At 71.1% G+C, this 16001-nt stretch carries 17 protein-coding genes; 4 read left to right on the plus strand and 13 right to left on the minus strand.

Annotated features, from left to right (window positions below):
- The first annotated feature begins 33 nt into the window (after positions 1-33).
- Together KW83_RS14370 and KW83_RS14375 are read left to right on the plus strand one after the other, a co-directional pair.
- On the plus strand, positions 34-570 hold the full coding sequence (locus tag KW83_RS14370) for a DUF721 domain-containing protein (protein WP_051928533.1): 537 nt from the start codon (positions 34-36) through the stop codon (positions 568-570).
- Positions 570-1247: a DsbA family protein gene (locus KW83_RS14375; protein ID WP_036180247.1), complete on the plus strand. Its 678-nt coding sequence runs from the start codon at positions 570-572 to the stop codon at positions 1245-1247. The genes KW83_RS14370 and KW83_RS14375 overlap by 1 nt, the downstream gene beginning before the upstream one ends.
- Here the strand turns inward: KW83_RS14375 and lpxK are convergent, their stop codons facing one another.
- From lpxK to KW83_RS14405, 7 genes are all read right to left on the minus strand, one after another.
- Positions 1248-2234: a tetraacyldisaccharide 4'-kinase gene (lpxK, locus tag KW83_RS14380; protein ID WP_036180250.1), complete on the minus strand. Its 987-nt coding sequence runs from the start codon at positions 2232-2234 to the stop codon at positions 1248-1250.
- The gene (locus KW83_RS14385; RefSeq protein WP_036180253.1) at positions 2234-3355 is read right to left on the minus strand and encodes a hypothetical protein; all 1122 of its coding nucleotides are present in this window, start codon (positions 3353-3355) and stop codon (positions 2234-2236) included. The genes lpxK and KW83_RS14385 overlap by 1 nt, the downstream gene beginning before the upstream one ends.
- An 11-nt stretch (positions 3356-3366) precedes the next feature.
- Positions 3367-3612 (minus strand): DUF4170 domain-containing protein, encoded by a 246-nt coding sequence (locus KW83_RS14390; RefSeq protein WP_036180255.1) that lies wholly within the window; start codon positions 3610-3612, stop codon positions 3367-3369.
- Between the two features lie 25 nt (positions 3613-3637).
- Entirely contained in the window at positions 3638-3766 is a 129-nt protein-coding gene (locus KW83_RS21725) for a hypothetical protein (protein ID WP_268745548.1), read from the minus strand.
- Between the two features lie 149 nt (positions 3767-3915).
- Entirely contained in the window at positions 3916-4689 is a 774-nt protein-coding gene (locus tag KW83_RS14395; protein WP_036180257.1) for a 3'(2'),5'-bisphosphate nucleotidase CysQ, read from the minus strand.
- Positions 4676-6022 (minus strand): TldD/PmbA family protein, encoded by a 1347-nt coding sequence (locus KW83_RS14400; RefSeq protein WP_036180357.1) that lies wholly within the window; start codon positions 6020-6022, stop codon positions 4676-4678. The genes KW83_RS14395 and KW83_RS14400 overlap by 14 nt, the downstream gene beginning before the upstream one ends.
- Before the next feature lie 86 nt (positions 6023-6108).
- Positions 6109-7524, minus strand: coding sequence for a hypothetical protein (locus KW83_RS14405; RefSeq protein ID WP_036180260.1), 1416 nt, complete (start codon positions 7522-7524; stop codon positions 6109-6111).
- 161 nt (positions 7525-7685) lie between these two features.
- On the opposite strand from KW83_RS14405, the gene KW83_RS14410 reads away from it, so the two are divergent.
- Positions 7686-8444 (plus strand): SDR family oxidoreductase, encoded by a 759-nt coding sequence (locus tag KW83_RS14410; RefSeq protein ID WP_036180263.1) that lies wholly within the window; start codon positions 7686-7688, stop codon positions 8442-8444.
- 5 nt (positions 8445-8449) lie between these two features.
- Complete coding sequence (locus tag KW83_RS14415) at positions 8450-9043, plus strand: enoyl-CoA hydratase/isomerase family protein (RefSeq protein ID WP_036180266.1); 594 nt, start codon at positions 8450-8452, stop codon at positions 9041-9043.
- A 330-nt stretch (positions 9044-9373) separates the two neighbouring features.
- Here the strand turns inward: KW83_RS14415 and KW83_RS21000 are convergent, their stop codons facing one another.
- The 6 genes from KW83_RS21000 to KW83_RS14440 all read right to left on the minus strand — a co-directional run bounded on the left by KW83_RS21000 (position 9374) and on the right by KW83_RS14440 (position 15987).
- Positions 9374-9532, minus strand: a complete 159-nt coding sequence (locus KW83_RS21000; RefSeq protein ID WP_161785507.1) for a hypothetical protein — start codon at positions 9530-9532, stop codon at positions 9374-9376.
- Complete coding sequence (locus KW83_RS14420; protein ID WP_051928534.1) at positions 9529-10776, minus strand: formate dehydrogenase subunit gamma; 1248 nt, start codon at positions 10774-10776, stop codon at positions 9529-9531. The genes KW83_RS21000 and KW83_RS14420 overlap by 4 nt, the downstream gene beginning before the upstream one ends.
- 3 nt (positions 10777-10779) lie before the next feature.
- Complete coding sequence (gene fdh3B, locus KW83_RS14425) at positions 10780-11373, minus strand: formate dehydrogenase FDH3 subunit beta (protein WP_036180269.1); 594 nt, start codon at positions 11371-11373, stop codon at positions 10780-10782.
- A 10-nt stretch (positions 11374-11383) separates the two neighbouring features.
- Positions 11384-14536: a formate dehydrogenase subunit alpha gene (locus KW83_RS14430; protein WP_036180272.1), complete on the minus strand. Its 3153-nt coding sequence runs from the start codon at positions 14534-14536 to the stop codon at positions 11384-11386.
- 11 nt (positions 14537-14547) lie between these two features.
- Complete coding sequence (locus KW83_RS14435; RefSeq protein WP_036180274.1) at positions 14548-14736, minus strand: twin-arginine translocation signal domain-containing protein; 189 nt, start codon at positions 14734-14736, stop codon at positions 14548-14550.
- Between the two features lie 96 nt (positions 14737-14832).
- Positions 14833-15987 (minus strand): c-type cytochrome, encoded by a 1155-nt coding sequence (locus KW83_RS14440; RefSeq protein ID WP_081904624.1) that lies wholly within the window; start codon positions 15985-15987, stop codon positions 14833-14835.
- Between the last annotated feature and the right edge of the window lie 14 nt (positions 15988-16001).

A 16001-nucleotide genomic window follows, 5' to 3' on the forward strand; every position in this document is an offset into this window, starting at 1 on the left:
CCGCACAGCGCCACAGGTTCTAGACTGGCGGCGATGAGCCAGACCCAGACGCCATATCGCCGTCCGTTTCGCAAGGGGGCCGTGCGCGCCGCCTCTCTTGTGGAGAGGCAGATCCGCAAGGTCGGTGAGAGCCGCGGCTTTGCGGTGTCGCGCCTCTTGACCCATTGGCAGGAGGTCGCGGGGGAGGAGCTGGCCGCCATCGCGCGACCGGTGAAGGTGTCCTACTCCCAGGGGGGGATCGGCGGGACGCTGGTGCTCCTGACCACCGGGGCAAACGCCCAATTCGTTGAAATGCAAAAGGAAAATCTGAAGGAGCGGGTGAATGTCTGCTATGGCGGCTACGGCGCGATCCGCCGTATACACGTCACGCAGACCGCCCCCACGGGCTTTTCCGAGACCGCGACCCCGTTCACGCCTGCCCCGCCGCGGGTCGCCCCGCGGCAAGACCCGGCCGTGGCGGCACGTGCGCGCGAAAGCGCGGATGGCGTTGCCGACCCCGGCCTGCGCGCCGCCCTTGAAAACCTCGGCCGCAACGTGCTGAGCCCTCGATCCGACAGGAAGGACCCCTGATGACCCGACGTTCCGCCATCGCGCTTGCCGCCACTGCCGTTCTGGGAGGGTGGTACATGAGTTCCGCCGTTCCGGGGTCCGCCTGGCTGGTCGCGCCCGCCTTCGCGCAGCAGGCGGATGAGGCGGATGCCGCGCCGCAAAAGGACGCAAAGGTCGCCGAGATGACCCTGGGCGACCCGGACGCCCCGGTTCAAGTCATTGAATACGCGTCCTTTACCTGTCCGCATTGCCGCAACTTCCACGACAATGTCTTTGACGACATCAAGTCCGAGTACATCGACACCGGCAAGATCGAGTTCGTCTATCGGGAGGTCTATTTCGACCGCTACGGGCTCTGGGCCGGGATGGTCGCGCGCTGCGGGGAAGAGTCGAAGTACTTCGGCATCGCGGACCTGATCTATGAGCGTCAGTCCGAATGGACCAAGGGCGAACCGGCTGATATCGCACAGAATCTTCGCACCATCGGCAAGACGGCCGGGCTGGACGACGCGGCGCTGGACGCGTGCCTCAGCGACGGCGCGATGGCCGAGGCGCTGGTCGCGACCTACGAGAAGAACGCCAAGGCCGACGACATCGACTCGACCCCCAGCTTCGTCATCGACGGCGAGAAATTCCCGAACATGAGCTACGACGACTTCGCCCGCGTCCTGGACGAGAAGCTGGCCGAGGACGGCTGACTAAAGTCCGATCCGGGAGAGCGACAGGACCAGGGCCGAGTCGTTTTCGGCGTGCAAACGTACGGGAAGAGTCAAAATTCTGCCCCTTTCGGACGCCGGGAGTCGAAATGCGTCCTTTTCCGTCGTGACGAGCTGGGCCCCCAGCGCGGCGGCGTCGTGCCGGAGCCGGGACAGCAGCGCCGGGGTCAGCGGCTGGTGGTCGTCCAGCGCCCGCGTCCCGGCAAGATCGACGCCCAGCCCCGCCAGCGTGTCGAAGAACTTTTCGGGCCGTCCGATCCCGGCGAAGGCAAGCGCCCGCAGACCGCGCCAGTCCATCCCGGTCCCGAGCGGCGCGAGCGAGGCCCGGAGCCGCGGACCGGACCAGGCCTCTGCCCAGCGGGCGTCGTGACGCGCCTGCGCCTCGGCATCGCCGACGGTCACCAGAAGGTCGGCCCGCGCCAGCCCCGCCGCCACGGGTTCGCGGAGCGGACCGGCGGGGATCACCCGGCCGTTGCCGAACCCGGCGGCGGCATCGACCACGACGATCGAGAGATCCTTGACCAGGCCGGGGTTCTGGAACCCGTCGTCCATCACCAGCACGTCCGCCCCCGCCGCGACCGCGGCATCGGCGGTCGCGGCCCGGTCGGAGCCGACCCAGACCGGCGCGAAGGCGGAGAGCAGCAGCGGCTCGTCCCCCACATCGGCGGCACCGTGGCGCCCGGGGTCCACCCGGACCCCCGACAGGCGCCCGCCGTAGCCCCGGCTGAGGACATGCGGCGCGCGGCCCCGCGCCAGAAGGCGCTGGACCAGATCCACCGCCACCGGCGTCTTGCCGGTTCCGCCGGCGGTGAGGTTGCCGACACAGATCACCGGGACGGCGGCCCGGTGGCCCGGCCCGGCGACACGGCGGGCGGTGGCCGCGGCGTAGAGGGCCGACAGCGGCCGCAGCAGACGGGCGGGAAGGCCGGGGCGGTCCGGCGGGTTCGACCAGAAGGCCGGGGGGCGCATCAGACGTCGATCCCCACCAGGATGTCGTCCAGAACCTCCAGGAGCCGGGCAGAGGCCTCCGCCCCCACGCTGGTGACGACCCAGCCGCCGCGCGCAAGCTCCGCGGCGGCATCCGGGCTCAGCAGACGCTCCACCTGCAGGCCCAGCGCGTCGGCATCGCCGATGCGGCAGGCGGCACGGCCCTCATGCAGGCGCGCGATGGCCCGGCCGGCGGCGCGCATCCGCGGCCCGTGGATCAGCGCCGACCCCAGCGAGGCGGGCACGAGCGGGGATGTCACCGGCCCCCGCCCCTCCAGCGTGCCGCCCAGAAAGGTGATCGGGGCAAGGCGCATCCAGAGACCGCGGTCGTAGGGCGACGGCGCCAGCATCACCTGGCAGTCGGTGGGCGGCGGCGCGTCGTCGTCGGCATGGCACCAGCGCCAGCCGTCCGCGGCGAAGGCGTCGCGCGCGGCCGCCTCCTGGGCGCAGAGGATCAGCAGCAGCCGGTGGCTCATCCGGGAGGCGATGCGATGGGCGGTCAGGACCGGCGCGATCTCTCGGCCGTCCACGTCGAGCGCCAGCCAGAGGGGGCGGCCCGCCAGCCGGTGGGCCATCCGGTCCAGCGCGGCGGCATCGACGCCGGGCGACAGCGGAACGGTCGACAGCGGCCCGACGCAGGCGGTCGCGGGCGGGGCGGGATCGGTGCCGGAGGACAGGACCGCCTCGAACCGGGACAGCGGGCGGATCATGCCGGGCGGATGGCGCTCCGGCACGATCTCTGCCGCGACCAGCGGGATCGCGCGGTCGAGCGCCGCCGACCACAGCACCGGGTAGAGGTCGTTGCCGATGAACAGGGCCACATCGGGCCTGAGCGCGGTGAGGAAGGCGTCCGCCGTGGACGGGGTGTCGGCGGGTCCGGGGCGGTCGGCGATGCCGGTGGCCACGATCGACAGGTCGGTGTGGATCCGGCAGAGCGCCGACAGCACGATCTGCGCCCCGGTGGGGTCCGCGTCCTCCCCCACGTGGAGCCACAGCAGCCGGCCGTCGGGGCGATCCTGAGGCACCGCCAGAGCGCCGTCGGCACGGGCCTGGGCGGCCGCGTGCAGGCGGTGGCGCAGAAGTGCCAGGGAAAACCCCCGCACCCCGCGGCCTCTCAGACGCCGATCTCTTCGGTGGCCGAGGCGGCGGCCTCTTCATCCCGGAGCCGGTGGAGATGGGCGATGTAATAGCGCGTGTGGGCGTTGTCCACGGTGCGCTGGGCCTCTGTCTTCCAGGCGTTGTAGGCGGAGGCGTAGTCCGGGAAGATGCCGACGATGTGAAGGTCGGCAACGTTCTTGAACACGTTCTTGGACGGGGTTTCGAGTTCGCCGCCGAACACGAGGTGCAATCGCTGGGCCATCTGGATTCTCCTTCTGGCGAGCCTTCTAGGCCCTGGAGGAGGTCCGCACAACGTGTCCGTCGCGGGTTCTGCGCGGGTCGATGGCATAGGGGTTCCGGGCAAGCCGGTTCGCCAGGGCGAGTTCGCCGATGAAGGTTCGGATGGCGCGCAGCATGGCGGGCTCCTGTTCGGGTGTGGCGGTGGTGGCGCGTCGCGCCTTGCCATCCAGATGGCCGGCCGGCGCGCGGATGAGAAGGGCGCTGCGCGAAGGGCCGCCATTCGGCCGTTGCAGGGCTGGACGGGGGACCGGGAGGCGGGCCGCTGTCAGGCCGCGTCGGCCAGGGCGGCGCGCAGACCGGCGTGAAGGGCGGGGTTGGCGGCCAGCACCCCGTCGGTGGCGGCGCGGGGAGAGTTGAAACGCAGCGGCCCGCCGGTCCGGTCGGTGACCGTCGCGCCGGAGGCGGCGGCGATCAGCGCGCCCGCGGCGATGTCCCATTCCCAGGCCTGCCGGAAGGTCAGCATGGCGTCGCATTTGTCGTCGGCCACGCAGGCCAGGCGATAGGCCATGGACGGGCGGAAGATCTGCCGCACCTGCGGCGGCGCGCGCCAGTGCTCCGGGCGCAGCACGGCCCGGTTGGCCATGACGCGCGCGTTCTGCGGCCGGGCGTGGGTGCCGCAGGACAGACGCGCGCCGTTCAGGAACGCCCCCGCGCGCGTGGCGGTATAGGTCAGGTCGCGGGCCGGCAGGTGGACGACGGCGGCGGTGACATCCGGCCCGGTGGTGACGGCAAGGGAGATCGCCCAGGTGCGCTGTCCGTCCAGAAACGCGCGGGTGCCGTCGATGGGATCGAGGATCAGACAATGGGCGCGGTCGAGGCGGGTGGGATCGTCCTCTCCCTCTTCGCTGAGCCAGCCGTAACCGGGGCGGGCATGGGTCAGCGCGTCGCGCATCAGCCGGTCCACGGCCAGGTCGGCGGCCGAGACGGGGGTATCGTCCGGCTTGGTCCAGGTTTCCGGGTCGCGGCGCCAGTAGGCCAGGGCGGTCTGTCCGGCCAGGCGCGCCGCGTCGGTCAGCAGCGCCAGGTCAGTCGCCGGCAAGGGTCAGCCCCTCGACCAGCAGGGACGGCACGCGGCGCGACAGGTGATCGCGGGCGTCGTTGGCCGGGACGATGCCGCGCAGCATGTCGCGCAGGTTGCCGGCCAGGGTGATCTCGTTCACCGGATGGGCGATCCGGCCGTTCTCGATCCAGAAGCCGGAGGCCCCGCGCGAATAGTCGCCGTTGTTGGGGTTGATCGACGCGCCCAGCAGGGAGGTGACCAGCAGGCCGGTGCCCATGTCTGCGATGAGGTCGTCGCGGCTGCGCGTGCCCTGGGTCAGCGTGACGTTGGTGGCCGCCGGCGACGGCGGCGCGGAGGTGGAGCGAGAGGCGTTGGCGGTGCTGTCCATCCCCAGCTTGCGCGCCGTGGCGAGGTCAAGGATCCAGCCCGTCAGCACGCCGTCGCGGACGATGGTGCGGGGCGCCGTGGGCAGCCCCTCTCCGTCGAAAAGCCGCGAGCCTGCGATGCGCGGGCGATGCGGGTCCTCGGTCAGCGACAGGGCGCCGGGAAGCACCTCTGCCCCGATCAGGTCCCGCGCCCAGGACGCGCCGCGGGCGACGGCGCTGCCGTTGATGGCGATCAGCAGATGGCCGATGAGACCGGCCGAGATCCGCTCGTCGTAGATCACCGGATAGGCGCCGGTCCGCGGTTTCCGGGCGCCTTGCAGCGCCGCAGCGCGTTCCCCGGCGATGCGCCCGATCTCTGCGGGGTCCGGCAGGTCGGCCGCGTGGGTGCGGCTTTCGCCCATGTAGTCGCGCTCCATCGACGTGCCCTCACCGGAGATCGCCACGCAGGACAGCGACGACCCGCTGCGCGCATAGCCGGCGGAGAAGCCGTTGGTCGCGGCCAGGTGGATCCGCCGTGCTCCCCACGACGCGGAACTGGACTGCACCTGGGAGACGCCGGCGACGGCCATGGCGGCGGCCTCGGCGCGCCGGGCAAGCTGTTCGAGACGATCGGGCGCCGGCTCCGGCGCGTCGTCGCAGAGGTCGAGCGGACCCGAATCGGTGTCGCGGGCCAGTTGCGACGGATCGGCCAGCCCGGCGCCGGGATCCTGCGGCGCCTCGCGGGCCATGGCGACGGCACGCTCTGCCATGGCGGCCATGGTGGCGGGGGTCAGGTCCGATGCCGACACGCAGGCCTGCCGCGAGCCGATCAGGACGCGCAGGCCGATCTCCGTGCCCTCCGCGCGCTCGGCCTGTTCCAGGCGTCCGTCGCGGACGTCCACCGACAGGGAGGCGTCGCGGACGGCGATGGCATCCGCGCTGTCGGCCCCGGCACGGCGGGCCGCGTCGAGCAGGTCGGCGGAGAGCCGCGCAAGGTCTTCGGTCATGGGGTGCCCTTCGGATGTGTCCCGCGACAGGTAGGCCATCGCGCGGTCCGCGCCAAGCCGGGCCGATCGCCGCGCCGGGGGGGCGGTCAGCGGGTGGGCACGGGGCCGAGCGCCTGACCGTTGACCACCAGTTGCCCGTCGGGGGCGAACTCCACGGCGGTGGTCAGCGTGTCGGGACCGTCGCCCGGACGGGTGAAGAACCCCAGCCCCATCCGCGCGCCGATGAGCGGGCCGGCCGGCACGGTGCCGAGCGCCGCGAGCCGGTCGAACAGCTCCGTCACGCCGGTCAGGGCAAAGGCAAGGCTGCCGAGCGGACGGCCGATGCCGCTGGTGGCGCCGGGGCCCGAATTGGGGCCGGTGTCGGGGCCGGTGTTGGCGGCGGGCGGGTCCACGAACTCCACCGCCCCCTGTCCCGAGACCTCGGCCCCCAGAAGCCGCGCGTCGAACTCCTGGAGCGCGACCTGGCGCGGCATGAACTGTCCCCGGGGGCCCACCCGCGCGGTGCCGGACAGCCGCAGCGACAGGGTGCCGGGATCGCGCGGGAGCGTGCCGTCGGGGTCGAGCGCGTCCCAGGTCGCGCCCGTGGGCACGATGCCGGTCAGCGCGATGTCGGTCCGGAACGGCTGCGGCTGCTCTGTCGGGACGACCGGCGCGCGGGTGGCGATGCGGCTGCTGGCGACGGTCACGCCGGCATCGCGCAACGGCAGGTGCGGGCCGGAGACCGCCAGCGTCAGCGCCGTGGCCGACTGCTCGAAGCCGAGGCTCAGCCCGTCGAGGGACAGCGATTCGTCGCGGTCGGCATAGCCGATCTCCAGCGTCAGTTTCCGGCCGGTGCCGGTCCGCGCATCCAGCGTCTGGGACCCGCTGCCGGAGCGGATCGACAGGGCCACCGGCTCTGTCCCCCCGGCAAAGAGCGCGCCCGGCGGGCCGTCCAGGGTCACGCTGACCGCCCGACGCTCATCCGACACATCGCCGAGCCGGGCGGCGTCCGGCTGCGACAGCCGCAGCGTCAGCGCCGCGGCGTCGATGCGGCTTTGCTGCGCGCCGATCTGCCCAGCGGTGTCCAAGAGCGACAGCGCGACGGTGCCGCCCGGCAGGCCAGGACCGTCGGCGGTCAGCCGCGGCGCGTCGATGCGGTAGGCGGGATCCTGCGGCGCGCCGGTGGCGACCAGGGCCAGCCCGGGGGCGGCGATGTCGTAGCGCAGCCCGCCGCGCGCGATCGCGAAGCGGTCCGGCAGGGTGATCCGCGTGCCGTCCCCCTCCGGCGTCAGGACCAGCGACGCGGCCTCGATCCGCGCGGCGTCCGGACCGCGGCCCAGGGCCAGCACCGGGTCGGTCACGCGCAGGCCGTCGCCCTCCGGGCTGGCGGTGCCGCCCGATGCCGTGACCAGGGGCGTGCCCGACCGCAGCGCGGACCAGAGCGCCTCCGGGGCGATTTCCGCCCGCGCCGGGACGGCGAGCGTGACGGCCAGCGCCAGGATCGGCAGGGACAGGGGGCGCATCGCGGATCCTTCCGGCTGGGAGATCGGCGCGACGATGCTGCGGCGCCGGACCGGGGTCAAGGCGCGGACCCTCCCGCCGCGGTCACAGCTGCGTTGGCGCGGGCTTGGCGGCGGGGCGCGCGCGCCCTACCCTTGCCCCGGTGCACAGGAAAGGGCCGGCGATGGGCGCGATGACGGACAAGGTGGCGATGGTGACCGGGGCAAGCCGCGGGATCGGTGCGGCGGCCGTTCGCGCCTTCGCGGCGGAGGGCGCGCGCGTGGTGCTTCTGGCCCGCTCACGCGCGGAGATCGCCGATCTGGCCGGCGAGATCGGTCCCGACCGGGCGCTGGCGGTGCCCTGCGACATCTCCCGCTACTGGGAGGTCGACGCGGCGGTGGAGGCGGCGGTGGACACGTTCGGGCGGCTCGACGTGCTGGTGAACAACGCCGGGGTGATCGCGCCCATCGCGCCGCTGTCCCAGGCCGATCCGGAGGCCTGGGGCCAGCTTGTCGACACCAACCTCAAGGGCGTGTTTCACGGGATGCGCGCGGCGATGCCGGTGATGCTGGACCAGGGCGCGGGCACCATCCTGACGATCTCATCGGGCGCGGCGTCCAACCCGATGGAGGGCTGGTCGGCCTACTGCACGTCCAAGGCGGGGGCGGCGATGCTGACCCGCGCGGCGGATCTGGAGGGCCGGGAGGGCGGCCTGCGCGTCATCGCCCTGTCGCCCGGCACCGTGGCGACGGAGATGCAGCGCGAGATCAAGGCCTCTGGCGTCAATCCGGTCAGCCGGCTGGACTGGGACGACCACATCCCCCCCGACTGGCCGGCGCGGGCGCTGGTCTGGCTGGCGGGGCCGGGCGGCGACGACTGGCTGGGCCGGGAGGTGTCGCTGCGCGACGAGGCCGTGCGCCGGTCCGTGGGGCTGATCCGCTGACCGGCGTGGTCGTGGCGCGGTCCGGCGGCATCGCGCGGATCGTGCTGGACCGGCCCGGGAAGGCGAACGCCCTGACCGCGGAGATGCTAGCGGCCCTGCGGGACGCGGTTCTGGCGGCACAGGACCGGGTGCTGGTGCTGACCGGCGCGGGGACGGTGTTCTCCGCCGGGGCCGATCTGGAGGCGGCGCGGGCGGGTCTGGCGACATCGCCGCTGTGGGAGGAGGTCTCTGCCGCCGTGGCGGGGTTCGCGGGGCTGAGCATCGCGGCGCTGAACGGGTCCTGCGCCGGGGGCGCGCTGGGCATGGTGCTGGCCTGCGACCTGCGCGTGGCGGTGCCGGAGGCGCGGATGTTCTATCCGGTGATGCGGCTGGGCTACCTGCCGCAGCCGTCCGACCCGGGGCGGCTGCGCGCCCTTGTGGGGCCGTCGCGGGCGAAGCTGCTGCTCATGGGCGGGGCGAAGGTCGGCGCCGCAGAGGCGCTGGCCATGGGCCTTCTGGATGCCGTGGCAGAGGACGTGGATGCGGCGGCGGCGGCACTGTCGGCGGATGTGCTGGCCGCGCCCGACGGCCACGGCCCGGCGATCAAGCGGATGATCTGAGGCGCCTTGGCGGGGGGGAGGCGGTGTCCGCTCGCCGCCGCGCGCCGGGAAGCGGGCGAGGTGCGCCTTTGCGGCGGTGCCTTTCGCCGCATGGCCCCGCTTGGTTCGGCAGTATGTCGGTGATCCAGCGCCCCGGGTCCCAAGCGGAGGACCAGTCCCTTTGCGCCGCCCGCAGGGCCCCTGCCCGGCACCGCGGTCGGTCCGGCCGTGATGCCGGGGGCTGCCGGGGCGCCTGCGGGCCGATCGGATGCGGCTGCGGGACCGCGGCGCGACCGGGACAGCGCCCCGGTCGCGTTCCGCAGACGACGCCGCCGGAACCAGGCCCGTCCGCTACTGGCCTCCGACGGTTTCCTCGATCACGTTCTCGCTCAGATGGACCTGGGGGCCGCCATAGCGGATCTCTGTCGGGACATAGAGGGTCTCCATGCCCACCCAGGTGACCACGGCCAGAAGGACGGCGGCGGCGGTGCCGGTCAGGAATCCGATCATCGTGCCGATCCTTTCTCTTCCATGTCCGAAAGCCAGAGGTCGTGATGCTCTGCGGCCCAGTTGCGGTCCACCTCACCGGACCACATGGCCCAGAACGCGCCCTGCATCCCGACCGAGCCGATGTAGATATGGCCGATGATGATGGCGATCATGATCAGCCCGACGACGGCGTGGATCAGCATCGTCCACCCCATCCCGTTGATGTCCAGCAGGAAGAACGGGAACATCAGCAGGACCCCCGACAGGATCATCGCGCCGCCGCCCAGGATCACCGACCAGAAGATGAGCTTTTGTCCGGCGTTGAACTTGCGGGCCGAGGGATGCACGTCGTCCGAGAACATGCCGCCGCCCTTGGCCAGCCAGTTGACATCCAGCCGCGACGGCAGGTTGTGGCGAACCCACATGACGAACATGATCACCACGCCCAGCGCGAAGGACGGAAAGAACATCATGTGGCCCCAGGTCGCCAGCCAGCCGGTGGAGCCCAGCAGCGCGTCGCCGAACGGCAGGATCAGCGTGTCGCCATAGGCGATGACGATGCCGGTCAGCGCCAGCATCAGGAAGCTGACCGAGGTCATCCAGTGGGTCGCACGCTCGAACCAGCCGAACCGCTCGACCTTCCGGCCGGACTTGCCGCGCACGATGGGAACGCGGCCGCGCAGCGCCAGCATCAGCGCCAGGAGCAGGGAGAAGCCCAGGATCACCAGCGCGCCCAGATGCGTGGCGATATCGGCAAGCCCCAGGCGCCAGTCCCGGGCGAAGGGACGCTCATAGATCGCCGCGCCGGTGTAGGGGAGCGACGAGATCCCCTCGACCCGGTCGGTGCCGCGGACGAGCGGCAGGGTGTCGGCGTCCGGCGTGGACCAGGCGCCGGTGAGAAAGCCGTCGGGATTGGGGATGGCTTCGGTGTTCAGCCGCGTTTCGGACCCGACCTGGAAGGAGCGGTCATCCTCCGGCGACGGGCCGTAGATGTCGCGCGGCCCCTGCAGCGTGGCCCGCTCTCGCAGCATGTCGGTAGCCCCGACGCTGGACAGACCGGACTGAACCTCGGAGGTCGGCGGGCTGCCCCAGCGGACTTCCGGCACGGTACGGTTGTCGCCGTCGAAAAGTTCGAACACCTGCACCGCCAGGGCGATGAGCAGGAGCAGGACCATCACCGCGCCGAAGATGCGGTAGCCGGTGAAGGGCGGCGGAGAGCCGTGCGGGTCGCGCGGGCGATGGGCGCCATGGGTCGCGTCGGTCATGGATCAGGCCTCCTCAGGGTAATAGGCGGTTTCCCAGCCCCAGGCGCCGGTGCCGAACCCGCGGGCGACGACGCGCTCGCGGTAGATCTCTCCGATCACCTCTCCGTCGCCGGCCAGGAGCGCGCGGGTCGAGCAGACCTCTGCGCAGATCGGCAGCTTGCCCTCTGCGATGCGGTTGCGGCCGTATTTCTTGAACTCCGCCTCGGAGCCGTTCTCTTCCGGCCCGCCGGCGCAATAGGTGCACTTGTCCATGATGCCGCGGGTGCCGAAGAGCGTAGAGCGCGGGAACTGCGGCGCGCCGAAGGGACAGGCGTAAAAGCAGTAGCCGCAGCCGATGCAGGTGTCCTTGTTGTGCAGCACCACGCCGATGTCGGTCTGGTAGAGGGTCGAGACCGGGCAGACCGCCACGCAGGGCGCATCCGTGCAGTGCATGCAGGAGATGGCGATGGATTTTTCACCCGGTTCACCGTCGCCGATGGTCACGACGCGGCGCCGGACCATGCCCCAGGGGACCTCGTTCTCGTTCTTGCAGGAGGTCGCGCAGGCGTTGCATTCGATGCAACGGTCCGTATCGCAGAGAAATTTGACTCGTGCCATGTGTCGCTCCTTAGGCCTGCGAGATGCGGCAGAGGGTGGCTTTGGTTTCCTGCATCTGGGTCACCACGTCGTAGCCGTAGGTCCAGGCGGTATTGGCGGCCTCTCCGGTGACGAAGGGGACGGTGCCGGTTGGATAGTTGCCGGTCAGATCCTCGCCCTGGAAGTAGCCGGCGAAGTGGAACGGCATGAACACCGTGCCGGGACCGACGCGCTTGGTCACCAGGGCCGCGACGCGGACCCGGCCCTCCGGGGTTTCGACCCACACCATGTCGCCCATGCCCACACCGGCGGTGCCGGCATCCTCGGGGTTCAGCTCGACGAACATCTGCTGCTGGAATTCGGCCAGCCACTTGTTCGAGCGGGTCTCGTCACCGCCGCCCTCGTATTCGACCAGCCGGCCGGAGGTCAGCACCATCGGGAAGTCCGGGGTGAAGTCCTGCTCCTGGATGGAGGCGTACTTGACCGGCAGGCGCCACAGGCGGCGGTCGTCGTAGGTGGCGTATTTGGGCAGCAGGTCGCGGCGCGGGGTGTAGAGCGGCTCGCGGTGCAGCGGCACGGGATCGGGGAAGTTCCAGACCACGGCGCGCGCCTTGCCGTTGCCGTAGGGCGCCAGACCGTGGGCGATGGCGACCCGCTGAAGGCCGCCGGACAGGTCGGTCTTCCAGTTGACGGCCTCTATCTTGGCCTGGATCGACTTCGTTTCCCCGTCGGGCGCATCCTCGTTGTTGTTGATATAGGCTTGGATCGCGACCAGCGCCTTTTGCGGATAGCCGCTGTAGTTGTCCGTTGTCTGCTGGGTGGGAGCCTTGGCGCGACCGCCCTGACCGCCCTGCCAGGACCCGTCGACGTCGTTAGATCCGCCGGACTTGCCGCCGGCCAGCTGCGCCAGCGACATGCCGGCGATGCGCGCCTTGGCGTCCTCTTCCGATATGTCGAACATCGACCATTCGAACGTGTCCGCGCCGATAGAGGCGATGATGAGCCGTTCCTTGGCGGTCAACTCATTCGACCAGCCCAGCGCGTGGAGCATGCCGAGCGTCACCTCGGGGTAGCCGTCCTCGATGTCGGAGTCCTTGGTGAAGCTGTCGACGGCAAGCAGGTTCGACCCTTCGTATTCCACGCCCCAGCGGGCGCGGAACGGCAGGCCGCCCTTTGCCACGGTCTTGGACGTGTCGTAGAGGATCGGCGTGCCCGGATGTCCCATCTCCGGCGTGCCCCAGGCGGGCCAGGGCAGGCAGAAATACTCTCCCTCGACCTCCGTGCCGGGCTTGCCCAGCAGGGTGAGCCCGTCGAAATCCTCCTGCTGGCGCATGTGGCGCTTGAGGCGTTCGGGACTCTGGCCGGTATAGCCGATGGTCCAGGTGCCGCGGTTGATCTCTCGCAGGACGCTTTCGGCCTGGGGATTGTTGTCCTTGACCTCGATGTGCTTGAACATCTCGTCCGCGAAGCCCAGCGCGGCGGCAAGGCGATAGGTGATCTCATAGTCCGACTTCGATTCGAAGAGCGGGTCGAACACCTTGTCGCGCCACTGGACGGACCGGTTGGAGTTGGTGACCGAACCGTCGATTTCGGCGGTGGTGCAGGCCGGCAGCAGGTACACGTTGTCCTGCTTCCTGGTCATGATCGCGACCTGGGTCGGCACAGGGTCGATGACGCAGAGCAGGTCGACGGTCTCCAGCGCCTGCATCTGCGCCGGACCGCGGGTGATGGAGTTGGCGGCATGGCCCCAGAACATCATCGCCTTGACGGGATTGGGCTGGTCGAGGTTTTCGGCCGCCTCGGTGATCGCGTCCATGTAGCGGCTGAGCGGCATTCCCGCGGCGCCCATCAGCTCCTTGGAGGCGAAGCGCGCCGTCATCCAGTCGTAATCGGTGTCCCAGACGCGGCACCAGTGCTTCCACGCGCCTTCGGCCAGGCCGTAATAGGCCGGCAGGCTGTCCACGGCCACGCCCAGGTCGGTCGCGCCCTGCACGTTGTCGTGCCCGCGGAAGATGTTGGCGCCGCCGCCTTCCTTGCCGATGTTGCCCAGCACGAGCTGCAGGATCGACGCGGCGCGGGTGTTGGACGACCCGATCGTGTGCTGGGTCAGGCCCATGCACCAGATCAGCGTGCCGGGGCGGCTTTCCGCCAGCATCCGGGCGACCTTGCGCGTCTGCTCGGCGGGAATGCCGGCGACGTTCTCGACCTCTTCGGGGGTCCAGTTCTCGACCTCGGCGCGGACCTCCTCGATGTTCCAGACGCGCTGGTCGAGGTATTCCTTGTCCTCCCAGCCGTTGGCAAAGATCTCGCGGATGATGCCCCAGATGAACGGGATGTCGGCGCCCGGGCGGATGCGCACGTATTCGTCGGCATGGGCGGCGGTGCGGGTGAAGCGCGGATCGACGACGATCAGCTTCGAGCCGCTCTCACGCGCGCGCAGGACGTGGAGCATGGAGACGGGATGCGCCTCGGCGGGGTTGCCGCCGATGATGATCATGCTCTTGGAGTTGCGGATGTCGTTGAACGTGTTGGTCATCGCGCCGTAGCCGAAGGAGTTGGCCACGCCCGCGACGGTGGTCGAGTGACAGATCCGCGCCTGGTGATCGACGTTGTTGGTGCCCCAGTAGGCGGCGAACTTGCGGAACAGATAGGCCTGTTCGTTCGAGAACTTGGCCGATCCCAGCCAATAGGCGCTGTCGGGGCCGAACTCGTCGCGGATCGCCAGCAACTTCTCGGCGATTTCGGACAGGGCCTGGTCCCAGCTGATCCGGGTCCATTCGCCGCCGACCTTCTTCATCGGGTACTTGAGCCGCCGCTCGCCGATCGAGATCTCACGCATGGCGGCGCCCTTGGCGCAATGGGTGCCCTGGTTGATCGGACTCTCGAAGGCGGGCTCCTGCCCCACCCAGACACCGTTCTGGACTTCCGCCCAGATGGAGCAGCCGACCGAGCAGAACTGGCAGATCGTCTTCTTGAACTCGGGCAGGTCGGCGGCCTCCTGCGCGGTCTGCGCGCGGGCGGTGCGCGGCTGGCTGCCGGCGATGCCCGCGAGGCCCAGTCCGACGACGCCGGAGGTCTGCAGGAACCCGCGGCGGGACAGCTGCCCGCCGGCCTGGGCCGGGGTGAGGTCCGCGCGGGGGCCGCTGCGGCGGCTGCGGGCGGTGGAGGATTTGCGCTTGAGCATCTGGTCTTTCCTCAGGTTTCGCGGGCCAGCGCGTAATAGGCGCGGGTGTGGGGCGTGTCCTTGAGCGTCACGGTCAGGTGATCGTCGGGGCCGGGCACCGGGACGTCGGCGGCCTCCGCGCCCTTGGCCAGAGCGGCGGACGCGCCCGCGACGGCGGTCCCGAGGAGGAGATGTCTGCGGGAGACGGGGGATGCACTCATGGAAACTCTCTCCGGGCTACGGTTCAGGACCTGTTCGACAATCTGCCACGGTCAGCGGCAAGGAAAGCCTAAACCGTTCCGCGGGCGATCACAATTTCATCGACTACGACCTTGGTCGGGGGAGGGACGGCGGGATCGGGGGCCGGGCGCGTCCCCCTCCCCGGGGGCGGGCCGGGCCCGATCCGACGGGATCCTGGCGGGCGCCCGGCCCGCGTACCACGCGGAGACGGCGGCGATGTCGGCGTCCGACAGGCGTCTGGCAGCCTCATGCATCAGCCCGGCCACCCGCGTGCCGCCGCGCGCCCCGTCGCGCCAGAGCCTCAGCTGCGCCTCCAGATAGGGGCGGTACTGGCCCGACAGCGACGGGTAGGCCGGATCGAGCGGCTCCGGCCAGGGGCCGTGGCAGGCCGCGCAGGCGGGCACGTCGGACCCCGGCACGCCGGCCATGGCGATGGCCTCACCCGCCGCGCCGAGCGATGTGGGCGGCGCCCGCTCACCGGCGGGGGCGATGGCGGCAAAGCGGCGGGCATAGCCGGGAAGTGCTCCCTCCGGCGCCTCCGACGCGGCCTGCGCCATGATGCCGCTGCCGCGCGCACCGCTGAGATAGGCGGCGAGAGACTGGGTCATGTAGGTCTGGGACAGAATGTCCAGCCGGGGAATGTCGGGGTTCCCGGCGGCCCCGGTGGCCCCGTGGCAGGAGGCGCAATAGGCGAACCCCTCCGGCGCACGGCCGTCGTCGCGGCCGGCGAGCCGGTCGTACCGCTGGCCGGTCATGCCCGCCTTGACCTCCATCAGGAAGGCGACCACGGGCCAGACCTCATCGGGGCGGTCGGCGGGCCAGTAGGGCATTCCGGACATCTTCACGCCCTCGTCCACGATCCAGTGCAGCTCGGCCGGAGACCAGGTCTGCACGGCCTCGGTGATATGCGGGGGTTCGGGGACCATCGCGCGGGTCGTCGCGGTCTTTTCCTGTCCGGGCGCGGCGTGGCACACCCGGCAGGCGGTGTCGTAATGCCGCGCGCCCAGGGCGGCCATGGCGTCGGTGAGTTCGGGCACCGTGTCGGCGGCGGGCGCCCGCAGCGCGGCCGAGTTGCGGAAGGTGGTGTTGAGGATCCAGGACACGCCCGGCCAGTGCCCGACCCGGGCCGAGACGTTGTAGAGGCCGAAACCGACCACGGCCCCTGCCCCGACGGCGCCGAGCGCCGCGAGCGCGGCGAGGGTCAGGAGGACGGATCTGACGTGGATCTTCATGGGTGGGTCACGCT

The sequence above is a fragment of the Palleronia rufa genome (assembly GCF_000743715.1).
GTDB classification, from domain to species: domain Bacteria; phylum Pseudomonadota; class Alphaproteobacteria; order Rhodobacterales; family Rhodobacteraceae; genus Palleronia; species Palleronia rufa.

Bases quoted from the DNA above. Each gene is read 5' to 3' on its own strand.
- KW83_RS14370 (WP_051928533.1), top strand. From the start codon at position 34: ATGAGCCAGACCCAGACGCCATATCGCCGTCCGTTTCGCAAGGGGGCC.
- KW83_RS14375 (WP_036180247.1), top strand. From the start codon at position 570: ATGACCCGACGTTCCGCCATCGCGCTTGCCGCCACTGCCGTTCTGGGA.
- lpxK (WP_036180250.1), bottom strand. From the start codon at position 2,234: ATGCGCCCCCCGGCCTTCTGGTCGAACCCGCCGGACCGCCCCGGCCTT.
- KW83_RS14390 (WP_036180255.1), bottom strand. From the start codon at position 3,612: ATGGCCCAGCGATTGCACCTCGTGTTCGGCGGCGAACTCGAAACCCCG.
- KW83_RS21725 (WP_268745548.1), bottom strand. From the start codon at position 3,766: ATGCTGCGCGCCATCCGAACCTTCATCGGCGAACTCGCCCTGGCGAAC.
- KW83_RS14400 (WP_036180357.1), bottom strand. From the start codon at position 6,022: ATGACCGAAGACCTTGCGCGGCTCTCCGCCGACCTGCTCGACGCGGCC.
- KW83_RS14405 (WP_036180260.1), bottom strand. From the start codon at position 7,524: ATGCGCCCCCTGTCCCTGCCGATCCTGGCGCTGGCCGTCACGCTCGCC.
- KW83_RS14410 (WP_036180263.1), top strand. From the start codon at position 7,686: ATGGGCGCGATGACGGACAAGGTGGCGATGGTGACCGGGGCAAGCCGC.
- KW83_RS21000 (WP_161785507.1), bottom strand. From the start codon at position 9,532: ATGATCGGATTCCTGACCGGCACCGCCGCCGCCGTCCTTCTGGCCGTG.
- KW83_RS14420 (WP_051928534.1), bottom strand. From the start codon at position 10,776: ATGACCGACGCGACCCATGGCGCCCATCGCCCGCGCGACCCGCACGGC.
- fdh3B (WP_036180269.1), bottom strand. From the start codon at position 11,373: ATGGCACGAGTCAAATTTCTCTGCGATACGGACCGTTGCATCGAATGC.
- KW83_RS14430 (WP_036180272.1), bottom strand. From the start codon at position 14,536: ATGCTCAAGCGCAAATCCTCCACCGCCCGCAGCCGCCGCAGCGGCCCC.
- KW83_RS14435 (WP_036180274.1), bottom strand. From the start codon at position 14,736: ATGAGTGCATCCCCCGTCTCCCGCAGACATCTCCTCCTCGGGACCGCC.
- KW83_RS14440 (WP_081904624.1), bottom strand. From the start codon at position 15,987: ATGAAGATCCACGTCAGATCCGTCCTCCTGACCCTCGCCGCGCTCGCG.